The 15,278-nt window shown below is 41.7% G+C and carries 11 protein-coding genes; all 11 read right to left on the bottom strand.

Going from position 1 to position 15,278, the window contains the following annotated elements:
• Positions 1-209: 209 nt before the first annotated feature.
• Positions 210-2,018 (bottom strand): aspartate--tRNA ligase, encoded by a 1,809-nt coding sequence (gene aspS / locus AC6I5B_RS06395; protein ID WP_004614099.1) that lies wholly within the window; start codon positions 2,016-2,018, stop codon positions 210-212.
• Between the two features lie 16 nt (positions 2,019-2,034).
• On the bottom strand, positions 2,035-3,294 hold the full coding sequence (gene hisS / locus AC6I5B_RS06390) for a histidine--tRNA ligase (protein ID WP_022250811.1): 1,260 nt from the start codon (positions 3,292-3,294) through the stop codon (positions 2,035-2,037).
• The gene (gene hemZ / locus AC6I5B_RS06385) at positions 3,285-4,751 is read right to left on the bottom strand and encodes a coproporphyrinogen dehydrogenase HemZ (protein ID WP_004614102.1); all 1,467 of its coding nucleotides are present in this window, start codon (positions 4,749-4,751) and stop codon (positions 3,285-3,287) included. Before hemZ ends, hisS begins: the two co-directional genes overlap by 10 nt.
• A gap of 69 nt (positions 4,752-4,820) precedes the next feature.
• Complete coding sequence (locus AC6I5B_RS06380; protein ID WP_004614103.1) at positions 4,821-5,441, bottom strand: MBL fold metallo-hydrolase; 621 nt, start codon at positions 5,439-5,441, stop codon at positions 4,821-4,823.
• A 4-nt stretch (positions 5,442-5,445) separates the two neighbouring features.
• Complete coding sequence (locus AC6I5B_RS06375; protein ID WP_118208636.1) at positions 5,446-7,749, bottom strand: RelA/SpoT family protein; 2,304 nt, start codon at positions 7,747-7,749, stop codon at positions 5,446-5,448.
• Between the two features lie 22 nt (positions 7,750-7,771).
• On the bottom strand, positions 7,772-8,299 hold the full coding sequence (locus tag AC6I5B_RS06370; protein WP_004614105.1) for an adenine phosphoribosyltransferase: 528 nt from the start codon (positions 8,297-8,299) through the stop codon (positions 7,772-7,774).
• Positions 8,300-8,433: 134 nt separating this feature from the next.
• Entirely contained in the window at positions 8,434-9,543 is a 1,110-nt protein-coding gene (locus tag AC6I5B_RS06365) for an ISAs1 family transposase (protein ID WP_497773521.1), read from the bottom strand.
• A gap of 92 nt (positions 9,544-9,635) precedes the next feature.
• Positions 9,636-11,396, bottom strand: coding sequence for a single-stranded-DNA-specific exonuclease RecJ (gene recJ / locus AC6I5B_RS06360; protein WP_004614108.1), 1,761 nt, complete (start codon positions 11,394-11,396; stop codon positions 9,636-9,638).
• 54 nt (positions 11,397-11,450) lie between these two features.
• Entirely contained in the window at positions 11,451-13,592 is a 2,142-nt protein-coding gene (locus AC6I5B_RS06355; protein ID WP_004614109.1) for a protein translocase subunit SecDF, read from the bottom strand.
• A 3-nt stretch (positions 13,593-13,595) separates the two neighbouring features.
• Positions 13,596-14,999: a thioether cross-link-forming SCIFF peptide maturase gene (scfB, locus tag AC6I5B_RS06350; RefSeq protein ID WP_497773669.1), complete on the bottom strand. Its 1,404-nt coding sequence runs from the start codon at positions 14,997-14,999 to the stop codon at positions 13,596-13,598.
• Between the two features lie 126 nt (positions 15,000-15,125).
• A complete protein-coding gene (gene scfA, locus AC6I5B_RS06345; RefSeq protein WP_004614112.1) occupies positions 15,126-15,269 on the bottom strand; it encodes a six-cysteine ranthipeptide SCIFF in 144 nt (47 codons plus the stop codon).
• Between the last annotated feature and the right edge of the window lie 9 nt (positions 15,270-15,278).

Below are 15,278 nucleotides of genomic sequence, written 5' to 3'. Positions count from 1 at the left end.
TTGTGTTCTCTGAATCAGAACAATATTCATTATACTGATGAAAAGCACTTTTGTCAACACTTTTTTTATTTTTTTATTTTGTACTATTATTTAGAATATTTACAACACCCCGGAGCATCAACTTCCCCGGGGTGCACATATCACCTTATTACACTACATGTTTTTTTCTTTACGAAATTTTGCCACTACAACTAAAATCGCTGCGAACATTAAACCAAGAAGGTTTCTCTTTCTTCTTTTTTTGTGATAGCCAAGCAAAGCTCATCTAACTGTTTCTGATCTACCCCTGAAGGTGCTTCTGTCATCAGATCCGATGCATCTTTTACTTTCGGGAATGCAATAACATCACGGATACTGTCTTCTTTTGCCATCAGCATCACAAGACGATCCAATCCATATGCAAGTCCTGCGTGAGGCGGCACTCCGTATTTGAATGCATTCAACAAGAATCCAAACTGTTCCTGCGCCTGCTCTTTTGTAAACCCAAGCACTTCAAACATCTTGCTCTGAATCTCCTGATTGAAGATTCTGACACTTCCACCACCGATTTCTGTACCGTTCAGTACAATATCATAAGCTTTTGCACGTACTTTTCCCGGATCTGTGTCGATCAGATGCAAATCTTCTTCCATCGGCATTGTAAATGGATGATGCATTGCTGTGTATCTTCCGGCCTCCTCATTCCACTCTAACAATGGGAATTCTGTGATCCACAAGAATTTATATTCATTCTTATCAAGAAGTTCCAGCTGACGTGCAATTTCAAGACGTAAGTTTCCAAGGACATCCCATACGACCTGATTTTTATCTGCTGCAAAGAGCAGTAAGTCACCATTTTCTCCATCCATTGCTTTTACAAGTGCTGCCATTTCCTCTTCACTCATGAATTTTGCAAAAGAAGACTTGATTGTGCCATCTTCCTGTATTGCCACGTATGCGAGACCTTTCGCACCAAAGTCTTTTGCCAAATCAACCAGTTTATCGATTTTCTTACGCGGCATTGCCCCCTGGCCTTTGGCATTGATTCCTCGAACGCTTCCGCCATTTTCCAATGCATTTTTAAACACTACAAATTCGCAGTCTTTCACAACTTCCGACACATCTGTCAATTCCATTCCGAACCGGATATCCGGTTTGTCTGAGCCGAAACGATCCATTGCTTCCTGCCATGTCATTCTCTGGATTGGAAGAGAAACTTCTATCCCAAGAATCTCTTTGAACATTTTAGCCAGTAATCTTTCATTAACGTCAATGACATCGTCCACATCAACAAACGATAATTCCATATCAATCTGTGTAAATTCCGGCTGACGGTCTGCACGTAAATCTTCATCACGGAAACATTTTACAATTTGGAAATAACGATCATATCCCGCACACATCAAAAGCTGTTTAAAAATCTGTGGTGACTGTGGAAGCGCATAGAAATTTCCCGGATGCACACGGCTTGGCACAAGGTAATCTCTCGCTCCCTCCGGAGTACTTTTGATCAACATCGGTGTCTCGATTTCCAAAAATCCTTCCTCTGCAAGGAATTGACGTGTCAATGTCGCCGCTTTACTTCTCATCATCAGGTTTCTCTGTAAATCTGGTCTTCTCAAATCCAACACGCGGTATTTCAGACGTAATTCCTCTTTTGTCTTGCTGTTCTCTTCAATTGGGAACGGCGGTGTCTCAGACTCAGATAAAATACGAAGTTCTTTTACACGAATCTCAATCTCTCCTGTCGCAAGATTTTCATTCACTGCACCGGAACGTGCTTCTACAGTACCCACTGCTGCAATTACAAATTCACTGCGAAGCTTTCCTGCTTTTTCAAAATCTTCTTCGCTCACGCTTCCATTTTCAAAAATAAGCTGCAGCAATCCGGAACGGTCACGTAAATCCACGAATACAATTCCACCTTTATTACGGTTCTTCTGCACCCATCCCATTACAGTTACTGTCTCTCCGATATTTACCTTACTTAACTCTGCACATCTGTGGCTTCTCTTCAAGCCCTGCATTGATTCTGCCATTGTTCTCTCTCGCTTTCTATTTTATATTATCTTTAAAAATTTCCTGAATATCTGTATATCCTTCATTCATAAGCTGTTCTTTCTGGAACTTTTTGTTTTTCTTCATATTCACAAGCATCACCTGTTTTCCGTTTGCACGCTCTTCTTTCGCAATCGCAAGGATTTTTAACATTCCTTCTGCAGACATTCCTTTTTCAATCAGCAATGCCTTCTTTTCTCTGCTGGTTGGAACTTTATATCCTCTTTCCAAAAGCAGCATTACGATACGCTCAAATCCGATTGAAAATCCACATGCCGGTGTCGGCTGCCCTGTAAATTTCCCGATCATCTCATCGTAACGTCCGCCGCCTCCTACAGAGCCGCCGAATTCATCCATGGAAATCTCAAAAATCGTTCCTGTATAATATGACATACCGCGTACTAATGTCGGGTCAAAGCTCACTTTAAATTCTGCCTCTTTTGCACTTTCTACACTGGAAATAATCATTTCTAATCCATCGGCTGTCTCTGCTTCCAAAAATCCTTCCAGTTTTTCTTTGCAGTAGCGCACACCTTCGATATCATTTGTAATCTTTTTAAAGAGTTCTAAGTATTTCTCAATAGATTCCTTTGCATATCCGTTCTCTTCCAGTTCTTTCGCCACACCGTCCAAGCCAATCTTATCCATTTTATCTAAAATAATAAATACAGTATCGTAATCTTTCTCTTCAAAACCACTGTAAGCAGCCATTGCTTTTAAGATTTTTCTGTCATTGATACGAATTGTAAAGTTTTTGAAATCTAACTTTCCAAGCAGTGTTGTTGTCGCCAAGATCAGCTCAATCTCCGCTAAGTTACTTGGTTCACCAAGAATGTCGATATCGCATTGCATAAACTGACGGAAACGTCCTCTTTGCGGTCTATCCGCTCTCCACACATTTCCCATCTGCAATGCTTTAAACGGTGACGGCAACACACTTGCATTGTTCGCATAATATCTGGACAACGGCACTGTCAGGTCATAGCGAAGACCTCCATCCACCAAATCCATCTCTTCTTTCGCTGTATCTAATTTTAATTTTTCTCCACGTTTTAAAATCTTGAAAATTAGTTTTTCATTGTCTCCACCCTGTTTGCTGCACAGATTCTCAATGTGCTCCACACATGGTGTCTCCATGGAAGAAAATCCAAATGTGCGGTATGTGTCTTTAATCATCTGAATCACATAATCGCGGATCTCCATCTCTGCCGGCAACATATCTTTCATGCCTGTGACTGGTTTTTTCTTTAATGCCATAACCATTCTCCTTTTCGCTCTATCATTTCATCAATTCGATTGATGTATTGTTCGACGTCTTTTACATTCTCCGTCCTGACAATCTGCTTCGGATTGCCTGTCTTTTCATCTATCAAGGTCTTCTCTTTTGGCAGCACGATCTTTGTCGATGCCCCTGCTCCCACAGCCACGATAGATTGTTTCTCTTCCATAATAAGTATATTGTATATTCCGGCTTTGTCAACCTTTGCATAACCAACATTTTCAAAATTTCCCGCAATATTCTTCTGCCTATACAGATAATACGGTACGAGCTGCATTTTCCCCGCATATTCTGCTGCGAGTTCGATCATCTCCGATAACATCGTGGCACTGTCTGCCTGGTCATTTCCCCGATAGCTTCCCTCTCGTTTTTCCTGTGTCAGTCTGGATGCACGCTTCATCGCAAGCGCATGCACAGTCAGACTGTCCGGGGCAAACATTTCTATCTGTCGCAGTGTATCTTTCATATCGTCTAAAGTTTCTCCCGGGAGTCCCGCAATCAAATCCATATTAATGTTCTCAAATCCCAGTTCCCTTGCCATCGCATACACTTGTCGAATATCCTCTACTGTATGTTTTCGCCCGATACAATCTAATGTCTTTTGCTGCATTGTCTGCGGATTGATTGAAATTCTGGAAATTTGATGTCTTCTCAGCACTTCCAACTTTTCTTTTGTAATACTGTCCGGACGCCCCGCTTCCACCGTAAATTCTTTCAAATCTTCAAATGAAAATGTTTTTTCAATATGTGACAAAAGTCTCTCCAACTGTTCCGGTTCCAGCGTCGTAGGCGTTCCTCCACCAATATAAACCGTATTTAGTTTCTTTTCTTTTGACACTTCTCCTACAAAAGTGATCTCTTTACACAAGGCATCTAAATATTCGTCTACCCGGTCTTTCCATTTGTGAATTGGCTGCGAGGTAAAGGAGCAGTAACTGCAGGTAGTTGGACAAAACGGAATCCCCACATAAAGACTGTAGCCATCCTTATAGTCTAATTGAGCCAGCAGCGCTTTCTCTCGTTTTGCAATCTCCATGCCGAGGTTTGCTTTTTTGTCCGTTGTCCGATAATTTTCTTTCATATAGTCAATGACATCCTGTTCGCTTTTTCCTTCTTCCAGCAAGTTCATCATAATCTTCGTCGGTCTGATTCCTGTCAACACACCCCAGGCAAGTTCCTTTTCGGTTTGTTTTGACAACCAGTCATACACTTTCAGGTTCACATACCTCTTTTTCTGCTTTCGCTCTGCGTATTCTTCCACCTCATTTTGGTTGATCAAAAGACACTCTTTTCGCTGCCCATCTATTCTCAGTTCAATCAAATTAGGGACACCACTGTCGATTGTTTGGTCAATCTCACTCCCCGGGTAAAAAGCCCTTAAAATATGGTACATATCGTATATATACATTTCCTCTTTTACGATTATTTTTATCATTTTACACCTCACTTCAACCCAATTTGGGACGTAGTAAACTTCAATTTTACTACGTCCCAAATTGAACCTTTAAATAAACGGATTATACTGTTTTTCATCCGCAATGCAAGTCAAATCGTTATGCCCCGGATAGACCATCACCTGATCCGGAAGGGAGAATAATTTTTCTTGAATCGATTTCACCAAAACTGATGCGCTTCCGGTCGGGAAGTCGCTTCGACCAACGCTTCTGCAAAACAGTGTATCTCCGCTAAACAGCACTTCCTCATCCTTCACATAGTAACAGCATCCGCCACTTGTATGCCCGGGTGTATGAATCACTTCAAACGTATATCCTGCCAGCACAAGTTTTTCCCCATCACTCAGACAGGTTACTTTCTCATAGGCATAACTTGTCCCAAACATGCTGGAAAGATTTAATGCCGGATCTCTCAATATTGCCGCTTCATCTTTATAAATATATACCGGAATATCGAATTCTTTTGTCCACCCTTCAATTCCCATCACATGATCAAAATGACCATGTGTCAGAAGAATTGCTTTCGGCTCATAGCCGATTCGTTTCACATAACTGATCATATAATCCGGACAAATCGCCGGATCAATGATAACCAGCTCTTTTGTCTCCTCATTTTCCACTAAATAACAGTTGGTCCCCAGTGAACCCAATGCATATTTTTCTATCTTCATTCTTTTACCCTGCCGTACGTTCAATATCAATCACGCCCTCTATCTGACGCAATTTTTCCACAATTCGACTCAATTCTTCTCTGCCGCGAACAACAAAACCAAGTTCAATTGTTGCAACTCCCTGTTTGCTGACACGCGTATTCATCAAATTGATATCAATTTTATTCTCTGTAAATATCTTAGAAATCTCCATAAGCAGACCTTGCCGGTTATTTGCATACATCTTGATTCCCGACATATACTGCCCACCGGCTTCATCCGACGCATTTGTCTCCCACTCCGCATCAATCAATCTGGCTCTTTCCGCCTCCGATAAATGAATGATGTTGACACAGTCCGTTCTATGAATAGACATTCCACGTCCTCGTGTCACAAAGCCGACAATCTCATCTCCCGGAACCGGATTACAGCATCTGGAAAACCGAACCGCCATGTCATCAATTCCCTTTACAACAATTCCGCTTTTCGACTTCGTCACATGCACTTTATTCTTAGATGCTTCAGATACCCGTTCAATAATCGTCTCATCTGTCACAGCTGCCTTATGATCTTTTTCGTATTCCTCCAAAAGACGATTGATAACCTGACCTTCTTTTAAGCCACCATGCCCGATTGACGCAAGCACCGCATCCCAATCACGGAAGCCATATTTGACCTGTACTACCTGCATGTATTTCGGCTTGGTCAAATCACTGAGCACAATAGATTTTGTCTTGCAATACGCCGCAAGCATCTCTTTTCCGCGAACAATATTCTCTTCCTTAAATTCTTTCTTAAACCACTGATTGATCTTGTTACGCGCCTGCGTACTTTTTACAATGTTCAGCCAGTCACGACTCGGTCCCTTGGAATTTTGCGAAGTAAGAATCTCAATTCTGTCACCATTTTGAATCTTATAATCAATGTTTACAAGTTTTCCGTTCACACGGGCTCCTACCATCTTATTTCCGACCGCGCTGTGAATTGCATAAGCAAAATCAACCGGCGTAGAACCATTCGGCAGATTCTTTACATCCCCATTCGGCGTAAAGCAGTAGACATCTTCTGCGAACAAATCCAGGTCTCCTTTCAAGAGACTTAAAAATTCGCGGTTATCTGTATCCTGCTGCCATTCCAAAATCTGTCTTAACCAGCTTAGTTTTTCCTCTTCCTGCGCGGCAACACTCTTTTTGCCATCATTGGATTCTTTATATTTCCAATGGGCAGCAATACCATACTCCGCCGTCTTATGCATCTCCTCGGTACGGATCTGAATCTCAAATGGCTGTCCCACTGAGCTCATCAATGTCGTATGCAATGACTGATACATATTCGGCTTTGGCATCGCAATATAATCTTTAAAGCGCCCCGGAATCGGCGTGTACATCTCATGAATAACACCAAGTGCAGCATAACAGTCTTTCACTGACTCCACAATGATCCGGACTGCAAACAAATCATAAATCTGATCCACTGTCTTATCCTGATTGACCATCTTTTTATAAATACTGAAGAAATGTTTCACTCTGCCTTTTACTTCTGCCTTAATCTTCGCATTTTTCATATGTTCTGACACTTCTTCGACAATCTGCTGCACAAATTCTTCACGCTCTGTCTTTCTCGCATTGATCTGCTGCACAAGATCATAAAATACTTCCGGTTGAGAATATTTCAAAGACAGATCATCAAGTTCTGTCTTAATCCTGGAAATACCAAGTCTCTGTGCAATCGGCGCATAGATGTCCATCGTCTCACGCGCTTTCTCAATCTGCTTTTCCGGACGCATGAACTGAAGTGTTCTCATATTATGCAGTCTGTCCGCAAGCTTGATCAGAATCACTCGGATATCTTTTGCCATCGCCAAAAACATCTTTCTTAAGTTCTCCGCCTGCACCTCCAGTTTGTCAGCGGAATACGACAATTGTCCAAGCTTTGTGACACCGTCCACAAGCAGTGCAACTTCCGAACCAAAAATCTCGGTAATCTCCTGCTCTGTCATCACAGTATCTTCCACAACATCATGCAAAATTCCGGCAACAATCGTCTCTTTATCCAACTCCAGATCAGCAAGAATGATTCCTACCCACAACGGGTGAATAATGTATGCCTCACCTGATTTTCGAAACTGTCCTTCATGCGCATGGTACGCGATATTGAACGCTTTTTCCACCATGGAAATATCTGTAGACGGATGGTACTTTCTAATTCGTTTGATCAATGCCTCATATAACATCTTCGGGTCCTGATAATCTTCCGGCGCCTTCACCGCATGCCCATCCACAATCTCAAGTCCCTTGTATGGATTCTCTATTACTTTATTGTCGGCCACATTAATCCCCCCTTTCTGGTTCTTATTTTCCAGGGTATGCAATAACAGTCTCTACGTCAACCCCTTCTAATCTCTTTCTGCCTTCTAATCCTTCCAGTTCCATTAAAAATACTGCTTTGACAATCACTCCGCCCATCCCTTCAATGAGCTTTGTAATCGCCTCGATCGTACCTCCGGTTGCCATCAGGTCGTCGATGATCACTACTTTTTGTCCCGGTTTGATCGAGTTTTTATGCATCTCAATCTCAGCGCTCCCATATTCCAAATCATATTGAATCGAAACAGTCTCGCATGGAAGTTTTCCTTTTTTCCGAACCGGAATAAACGGTTTATGCAGATTATATGCAATCGGTACTCCAAAAATAAATCCTCTGGATTCCGGTCCTACCACTACATCAAATTCCGTGTCTCCGATTTTTTCCTGCATCAAATCTATCGCCAGCTGAAGTCCGTCAGCATCTTCTAAAATACTTGTTACATCTCTAAAAATAATCCCTTTTTCGGGAAAATCCGGTATACTTCTTACATATTCTTCTATTGGTTTTTTCATTCTAACTCACTCCTATTTTTACAGTATATTATAGTATAGCATTTTTTTGTCATTTTTTCAATTCATTTGCACTACTCTCACAAGCCAAACGCATGAATGTGCTCCTCAACCACACCATATACTAAATTCAAAAATTATAAAGACATAATCTTCTCTAAATGCTTTTCTGGATTTGTTCCAATCACATACCGTTTCTTTTTCATGCTTAACGGACGGCTTCCTACCTCTAAAATTTTTAACATATTCAAAGCCAGTTTTCTTATAATGTTCAGATTATAGGATGCCTGCTTTTCTAATGTGTGATTCCCATCTTCTCGAAAGGTTACATCTAAATGCCAATGATAGCTTTCTATCATCCAATGACCACGCACAGCTCGCTCTGCTTCTTCTATATTGGTCGACAGGCTGCTTATGAAATATCTTTCTTCTACTGTTGTACTGCCATCTGTCCCTGCTATTGTATTACGAGTCATGATAATGCTTTTTAATCCTGCCCATTCTTTCTTCCGGCTTAACCAGCTGATGTCTTCTGTCTGCCAGTATTCCCGTTTCTCAAGGTTCCCCCTGGCCTTTTCTATCCGGTTTTTATAAGCGCATTTCTCACGAAGTTCTTTATCTGCAAAATATTCCCTCACATCTTCCAGAAGACTCCCCTGGTTTGCCTTTAATGCCAGAACATAATCCGCACGCTTTTGGCGGATTTTCTTTACAATAGCCACCTGGGTTCCCATGGCATCTGTTGTTATGATTGTCCCTTTTATATTCAGATGGTCCAACAGTTCTGGGATTGCTTTGATCTCATTTGTTTTTTCTTCTACTCGTTTCTGTCCCAGGCAAAAGCCTCTTTCATCTACAGCACTGACAATATGATTCGGTCTCTGGTTCTTATTTCCGTTCCCTCTCTGGGTTTTTCCGTCAATCGCAAGCAGGCGCTTTACTTTCTCCCCCTCATCGCTGCTTAACATTTCATTCCACTTTTGCTGAAAACTTTCCAGAAATTCAGTGGGCACCATTGCAAAAACTCTTTGGAGTGTATCATGGAAAGGGATTCCATTTGGAAGTTCCAGATAATTTTGCAAAAAATCTTCATGTTCTTTTCCAAACATCTCAATCTCTACCCAATCATCTGCATTTGCAAGCGTAGCAAAAAATACAAGCAGGATAATATCCGCCATCTTATGCAAAACTTTCTTCTCCTGTCTTATGTCCATCACCGTACCTGCATAGTCTAAAATCTCTTTCATATGAACACCCCATCCTTTTTTCTTTGATTATATCAAAAAATCCGGACAGGGTGTTCATAATTTATTCATTCATGCGTTTGTCGTGACTACTCTCACTGATAGTTCTGAATGATGATCTGAACAGTTTTCTGCCCCATATATTCATTAATTCCGGGATAATATGTAAATGCCGCCTCAACTTTGCTTCTCTGTCCCCGAAGCAGACCATCTACCGCAGGCTTTCCATACTTTTCTCTAAAAAATTCCAAAAATGCCTCCACATCACCAAAGTACATGGCATCCATCTGGGTTCCAGGCGCATCCTGCACCTGCATCTTCAACACATTTTTATTCTTCCCAAGAATTCTCGCGCTTAAAATTTCAATGTTTTTCTCCACAAATACAGGCTTTATATTTCCTTTCCCAAAAGGCTCCAGAAGCTCTAATTCATCCACAAACGCTTCATTGATATAGCCAAGCGGCATCTGCATATCAATAGAAATCTTAGGAATCAGATCTTCTTGTGTGAGTGTTGACAGATCATTTAAAGTTTCTCTGAGTCTGTCTACATTTTCCTCCTCCAAAGACAGTCCCGCCGCAAGTTTATGTCCGCCAAATTTCGTCAACAGCGATTTGCACTTATTCAATTCTTCATACATGTGGTAACTCTCAATAGAACGCCCCGATCCTTTCACGCCTTCTTCTGCCTTCGTCAAGATAAATACCGGCTTATGATAACGCTCCCTCACTCTTCCAGCTACAATTCCGGCAAGACTTTCGTGACAATCCGGAAGATAGATCACCAGCACTTTATCCTCGCCAAGTCTGGTCTCCTCCACTTGCTTCACCGCCTCTTCCACCGCTGAAGCTGTCATATCCTTCCGGTTGTCATTTAGCGCTTTCAAGTCACCCGCCAGTATGTCTGCCTCCTTTTTTGTCTTTGCACACAAAAGCTCCAATGCCCGTTTCGCCGTATCCAGTCTCCCGCTTGCGTTCAGGCACGGTCCGATCACAAATCCGATATGATATGCCGAAAGTCTCTCCACAGGCACACCGGTACATTCCATCAGCGCCCGCAATCCCAAATTATTTGTGCGTTTCAGCATCTCCAAACCTTGTTTTACAAAAATACGGTTCTCTCCGACCAGATCCATAACATCTCCGACTGTCGCAATTGCCACATTCTCCATCAGATAATCCACATCTTCGATATCTTTTCCACACGCGCCGAACAACGCCTCGATCAGTTTATATGCAACTCCTGCTCCACACAATTCTTTGAATGGATATGCACATGTCTGCTGTTTTGGATCAATCACTGCATCAGCGGGCGGCAGAATATATCGTTTTTCACTTTCTACCTCCTCATAAGGAATCTCATGATGATCTGTCACTATGATCGTCATCCCAAGACTCTTTCCATACGCAATCTCTTCTCTTGCCGCAATTCCATTATCACAGGTGATGATTGTATCAATATCATCGTCAAATGCACGATCAATCAGATTTCGGTTCAAGCCATATCCATCCTTCATGCGGTCCGGTATATCGATATCAGCTTCTCCTCCAAGATACTTGATTCCTTCCAATAAAATGTAAGTCGAATTGATTCCATCAATATCATAATCTCCGATAATTCGAATCTTTTTGTCCTCACGTATTTTCTCCAGCAAAATGTCTACCGCTTTATCCATATCTTTCATGAGCATGCCATCATACAAATCTGCGATCGTGCCGTTCAGATACAATTGAATCGCTTCATCCCCTATCACATCACGATTCCGTATCAGGCGGGCAAGAATCGGATGAATCTGAAATTTCTCTGCAATCTCCTGAAACGGAGCCCCTTTTCTCATTACAAACCATTTTTCCATACGTACTCCTCAATGCAAAAACGGGAGTAATATCATGATTACCCCCGTCCCCGTTTATTTTTTCTTTGCAAATCTTGTTTTCATAACATACCACAATGGTCCTGTGATACAGATAGAAGAGAATGTACCTCCTAACACACCAACCATAAGCGGCATTGCAAACTCTTTAATCGAACTTACTCCAAGCACATACAGTACCGCAAGCATGATAAAGGTTGTCGCATTTGTGTAAATACTTCTCGTCAAAGTATCTGTAATACATCTGTTGACCAATCCTGATAATTCTTCGTTTTTCTTTTTCGTCTTTAACTCTTCTCGGATACGGTCGAAGATAACAATCGTCGCATTGATCGAGTAACCTACAATTGTCAGGATACATGCGATAAATGTATTTCCGACAGACGTTCTCGAAATTGCATAAAATGCGATTACAAACAAAACGTCATTTAACAATGCGATAACCGCACTTGTTCCGAAACGAATATCTTTGAAGCGGAACCAAATGTAAAGCAGCATACATACCGTAGCAATCACAAGCGCAACGACTGCATCTGTCCGCATCTCGGAGCTGACTGTGGAACTGATATTCTCCGCAGTTATCGTAGATGCATCTACACCGAAGTTATCCGCCATCGCTTTGTTAAATGCCTCACGTGCTTCCAAATCCAAGCTGATTGTCTTAATAACAACCGCATTCGAATCTTTTACCTTCTGGAACTGAACGTTCTTATCTCCTGTTACTTTCTCTACAACCGGCACAATCTTAGAATCGATCTCTTCAATCGAGTAATCTTTGTCAAATGTTACCGTAGATGAAGTTCCTCCCATGAACTCAAGGCTGTACTTAAACGCACCTTTTCCGTTTGCCGAGTTCACTCCCATCATAGCAAATCCCGCTACAATGATCACAAGTGAAATCGAAAAGCTCAACACTCTTCTCTTTAAGAAATCTCTTTCTTTTCTTGGTTTCTGACTACCATATAATTTTGGACTTCTAAGTCCGACTGCATATAATGAGTAGATAATGATTCTTGTCACAACCAGTGCCGTAAACATAGACACTACAATACCAAGCGCCAATGTCTGAGCAAACCCTTTTACGCTTCCTGTTCCCTTAACCCAAAGTACAATTGCCGCAATCAAAGTTGTCATATTACCGTCCACGATCGCTGACATCGCCTTCTGGAATCCAGACTTCAGAGATGATTTTACACTTTTCCCTGCTGCCATCTCTTCTTTTACTCTGGCAAAAATAATAACGTTCGCATCTACCGCCATACCAATTGAGAGCACGATACCTGCAATACCAGGAAGGGTCAATGTAATGTTAAACGCATTCAGCAATACAATTACAATTCCTGTGTAGATAACCAACGCAATGCTCGATGCAAGTCCCGGAAGCAGATATACGATACACATAAAAATAAATACAATTGCAAGTCCGATTGCACCTGCCATCAAACTTGTGCTGATTGCCTCTTCTCCAAGCTGTGCTCCGACTACTTTTGAGCTCAATTCCTCCAGCTCCAGTTTCAGACCACCTATACGGATTGTAGATGCAAGATTGTCTGCTTCTTCATAAGACTCCATTCCATCAATATAAGCCTGTCCACCGGTAATCGCTTCGTTTACTTTTGGATTACTGATGATTTCATCATCGTAGACAATAGCAATCTGTTTCCCGATATTCGCCTCTGTAGCCTCAGCAAATTTAGTCTTTCCTTCATCTGTAAGATTCAACTCAACGATATACTGTTTGTTTCCCATGTTATCTTGACTCGTTTTCGCAGATGCTGTTTTGATATCTGTTCCTTCTAAAACAACATTCCCTTCCGCATCCTGAAATTCAAGCGATCCCGGTTTTCCGAGTTCTTCCAGAATTGCATTCGCATCTGAAACACCTGGAATCTCAATATTGATACGATCCGAACCTTCCTGATAAACAGTCGCTTCTGTACTGTATTGCTCTACACGCTTTTGCAGCTTGTAGATCGTATCTTTCATCTCTTCCTCTGTCGGATTCTCATCTTTTACCTGGTATGTAATGCTGACACCTCCGGCAAGGTCAAGTCCAAGCTTAATATTTTTTGCCGCTCCCGCACCTGTTGCACCAAATCCTACAACTGAGGTAAACCCTAATAAACAGATTACCACCACTGTGAGGATCAGGTTAATGACACCTCTACTCTTTTTCATCTCTTACATCCTTTCTCCGTCTGCCAATGCAGCCTTGATCATAATCGCACATTCCACACGTTTCCTTTGCATCTCACAGCCAATATCATATGCATCATGAATCGAACCATGAAACTTGTAAGAATTTGCCATACATCCCCCACTACAATAGAATTTCGCAAAACAGTTCTTACATTTTTCTTTGGAATAGACACTGCAGCCTCTGAATTCATCTGCAATTTCCGGTCTCACAATCCCTTCGTCGACATTTCCCATCAGGAAATCTTCCTCACCGACAAACTGATGACAAGGATATAAGTCCCCCCAAGGTGTGACTGCAAGATACTCTGTTCCCGAACCACATCCGGAAAGTCTCTTCGCAACGCAAGGACCTCCGTCCAAATCAATCATAAAATGGAAGAAGTTAAATCCTTTTCCCGCCTCTTCTCTCTCAATGATTGCTTTTGCCAATGTATCATATTCTTCAAAAATCTGTGGAAGATCTTCTTTCTTGATCGAATAAAAATCTGAATCCTCTCCTACTACAGGCTCAATGGAAATCTGCTCGAATCCCAAATCCGCAAAATGCAGAACATCTTTTGAGAAATCCAAATTATCTCTTGTAAAAGTTCCTCTGATATAGTATTTTTCCTGATTACGGCTTTCTGCCAGTTTCTGGAATTTCGGCACGATCAGGTCATAACTTCCTTTTCCGTCGCGGAACGGACGCATCTTGTCATTGACTTCTTTTCGTCCATCCAGACTTAATACCACATTGTCCATCTCTTTGTTGACAAATTCCTTTACCTCGTCATTCAGAAGCACACCGTTCGTTGTCAGTGTAAAACGGAAATGCTTATCATGGAGTTTTTCCTGCTCTCTTCCGTACGCCACAAGATCTTTTACTACCTGCCAGTTCATAAGCGGTTCCCCGCCAAAGAAATCTACTTCCAGATTCTTTCGGTTACCCGAATTTGCAATCAAGAAGTCCAGAGCCTTTTTCCCGACCTCATATGACATCAGAGCTCGTCTTCCATGATATTCGCCCTCTTCTGCAAAACAGTATTGGCATGCGAGGTTACAGTCATGCGCAATGTGGATGCACAATGCCTTTACAACCGTCTTTCTGCTTTTTACCTCTCCGATATATGCCTCGTATATATCTTTTGTAAAGAGCTGTCCAGCCTTTGTAAGTTCCGCAATATCTTCTAACGCCTCTTTTAATTCGTCCTCTTTATATTTTTCTCCTAATTGTTCTTTCACATACGCCGATGTCTCTTCGCTTTGCAGTGTCGCTTCTGTATGATCCGGGTTCATTGCCTCTAAACAGGCGATCGAATCATAACACAAATCATCTACCACATGCACGGAACCGCTGTTCACATCGAGCACAATATTATAACCATTGTTTCGGTACTGATGAATCACAACATGTACCCCTTTCTATTTTCTCTATTTTTTCTGTCATGCAAAAAGAATGTGCCATCGCACATTCTCTGCCTGCGTCTACTGTCAAAAGACAGCACTTGTCTTTTTGTTCAGCTTACGCAATCATTATCTTTTTTGTTCGCAAGTCTGATTTCCTACTGTACAAGATGTCTTACATGCTGACTGGCATGATGTCTGACATTCTCCACATCCACCTTTTTTCACTGTATTGTTTAATGTCTGTGTATTCAATGTTTTGATATGTTTCATTGTCATTTC

The organism is Faecalimonas nexilis (assembly GCF_059731825.1).
Note: the sequence above shows the minus strand (reverse complement) of the source record. Positions and strands in the feature narration are given on the sequence as shown.

Excerpts from the sequence above, each read along its gene's own strand:
- aspS (WP_004614099.1), bottom strand. The coding sequence starts at position 2,018 with ATGGCAGAATCAATGCAGGGCTTGAAGAGAAGCCACAGATGTGCAGAG.
- hisS (WP_022250811.1), bottom strand. The coding sequence starts at position 3,294 with ATGGCATTAAAGAAAAAACCAGTCACAGGCATGAAAGATATGTTGCCG.
- hemZ (WP_004614102.1), bottom strand. The coding sequence starts at position 4,751 with ATGATAAAAATAATCGTAAAAGAGGAAATGTATATATACGATATGTAC.
- AC6I5B_RS06380 (WP_004614103.1), bottom strand. The coding sequence starts at position 5,441 with ATGAAGATAGAAAAATATGCATTGGGTTCACTGGGGACCAACTGTTAT.
- AC6I5B_RS06370 (WP_004614105.1), bottom strand. The coding sequence starts at position 8,299 with ATGAAAAAACCAATAGAAGAATATGTAAGAAGTATACCGGATTTTCCC.
- AC6I5B_RS06365 (WP_497773521.1), bottom strand. The coding sequence starts at position 9,543 with ATGAAAGAGATTTTAGACTATGCAGGTACGGTGATGGACATAAGACAG.
- recJ (WP_004614108.1), bottom strand. The coding sequence starts at position 11,396 with ATGGAAAAATGGTTTGTAATGAGAAAAGGGGCTCCGTTTCAGGAGATT.
- AC6I5B_RS06355 (WP_004614109.1), bottom strand. The coding sequence starts at position 13,592 with ATGAAAAAGAGTAGAGGTGTCATTAACCTGATCCTCACAGTGGTGGTA.
- scfA (WP_004614112.1), bottom strand. The coding sequence starts at position 15,269 with ATGAAACATATCAAAACATTGAATACACAGACATTAAACAATACAGTG.